Genomic DNA, 1,213 nt, shown 5'->3' with positions numbered 1-1,213 from the left:
TCGTCGTCGACGAGGTCACCCATCACTGGGTCTCCTACATCAAGCCGGTCGCCTACGCGATCCTCGGGCTGGCGCTGATGATCGTGGCGGCGACGTTCATGTCGATCGTCGCCGCAGCCTCGTGGTGATGTCGCTGACCGGTTTGGTCGTCGGCTGGCGGATCCGTGGCTCGTTCCTCGACGCGGTGCTGGCGTATGCGTTGATGCTGCTGTTCGCCTACGCCCTGTCGTGGATGATGGCCGTGGTCGGGCTGATCGTGCGCGCGCCGGAGGTGTTCAACAACGCCAGCTTCATGGTGATCTTCCCGCTGACGTTCCTGTCCAACGCGTTCGTTCCGCTCGACAACATGCCTGCCCCGCTGCGGGTATTCGCCGAATGGAACCCGGTCTCGGCGCTCACCCAGGCAGTGCGTGACCTGTTCGGCAACGTCAATCCGATGGCGCCGGCTTCGGACGCGTGGCCGATGCAGCATCCGGTGATCACGACGCTGGTCTGGATCGTGGTGATCCTGATCGTCTTCGTGCCGCTGGCTCAGATCCAGTACAAGAAGTCGGTCAGCCGCTGACGGACAGCCGGAACTAGTGCGCCGAGCCGTTGCGGGAGTACCCGAGACGCGGCGGCTCGGCAGCCGGTTCCGGCAGTTGCGGACGCTTGGCGCGGGCCAGGTAGGCCAGGGCGCCCGCCCCGGCGAGCGCGATCGACGCGAGCAAAGGATTACGAAGCTTCATTCGACCACTGTCCTTCATTCGCCCCCGTGGCACAAACAGATTCGACGTGCCGCGTGGCACCATAACTGCGTGACCTCACCCAACCAGACGGCCGTGGCAACTCTGCACACCAACCACGGCGATATCAGGATCGCGCTTTTCGGTAACCACGCCCCGAAGACGGTGCGCAACTTCGTCGGTCTCGCCGACGGCACCGCGCCGTACTCCACCGTCAACGCCGGTGGGACGGAAAGTGGCCCGTTCTACGACGGCGCCGTCTTTCACCGGATCATCCCGGGGTTCATGATCCAGGGTGGCGATCCGACAGGCACCGGCCGTGGTGGGCCGGGCTTCGAGTTCGCCGACGAGTTCCACCCGGATCTGCGCTTCGACCGCGGCTATCTGCTCGCGATGGCGAATGCGGGCGCGCCTCGTCCTGGCAGGGCTGATCATCCCGCCGGCGGTCGTACCAACGATCTACGTGATGCAGCAGCTCGGGATCTTCC

3 protein-coding genes are annotated in these 1,213 nt (G+C 65.1%); 2 read left to right on the top strand and 1 reads right to left on the bottom strand.

Annotated elements, in window-relative coordinates:
- Positions 1 to 127: 127 nt before the first annotated feature.
- On the top strand, positions 128 to 565 hold the full coding sequence (locus AB0F44_RS30135) for an ABC transporter permease (RefSeq protein WP_357361042.1): 438 nt from the start codon (positions 128 to 130) through the stop codon (positions 563 to 565).
- Positions 566 to 578: 13 nt separating this feature from the next.
- Here AB0F44_RS30135 and AB0F44_RS30130 read toward each other — a convergent pair whose 3' ends face one another.
- Positions 579 to 728, bottom strand: a complete 150-nt coding sequence (locus AB0F44_RS30130; RefSeq protein WP_170112099.1) for a hypothetical protein — start codon at positions 726 to 728, stop codon at positions 579 to 581.
- A 69-nt stretch (positions 729 to 797) separates the two neighbouring features.
- Between AB0F44_RS30130 and AB0F44_RS30125 the strand changes: the two genes are divergently transcribed.
- Positions 798 to 1,213 (top strand): peptidylprolyl isomerase (locus AB0F44_RS30125; RefSeq protein WP_357361040.1); only part of this gene is annotated, 416 nt, incomplete at its 3' end.

Source organism: Nocardioides sp. NPDC023903, assembly GCF_040639295.1.
Classification (GTDB): Bacteria; Actinomycetota; Actinomycetes; order Propionibacteriales; family Nocardioidaceae; genus Nocardioides.
This window is presented reverse-complemented; position numbering and strand designations above follow the sequence as displayed.